This is a genomic window from Shewanella electrica (assembly GCF_022321485.1).
GTDB classification, from domain to species: Bacteria; Pseudomonadota; Gammaproteobacteria; order Enterobacterales; family Shewanellaceae; genus Shewanella; species Shewanella electrica.
In genome coordinates, this window is the sequence record NZ_JAKOGG010000397.1 from 1 (window position 1) to 262 (window position 262).

At 43.9% G+C, this 262-nt stretch carries 1 protein-coding gene; it reads right to left on the reverse strand.

What is annotated here, in order from left to right; translation table 11 throughout:
- A partial coding sequence (locus L9G74_RS24305; protein WP_238898701.1) for a protein kinase family protein occupies positions 1-262 on the reverse strand: 262 nt, incomplete at both ends.

Genomic DNA, 262 nt, shown 5'->3' on the forward strand with positions numbered 1-262 from the left:
TGAACGGCAGTAGTGGAAGTAAGAAATGAATTCTGATGGGTAAGATTTGCAAAGAACCTCCACAGGAGTAAGCATCTTTTTCTCACTTATTTTGTCGTACTTCTGCTTCTTAGTGCCTGCTTTCAGCCCCTGCCATGGTAGGCTGCCTCTAAGGAAGTACATAAGGACATAACCAAGAGATTCTAGATCATCTCTTCTGCTTTGCTCAACACCAAGATGGGTATTGACACTTGCATACCGAGCTGTTCCAGTGAGGTTCTTG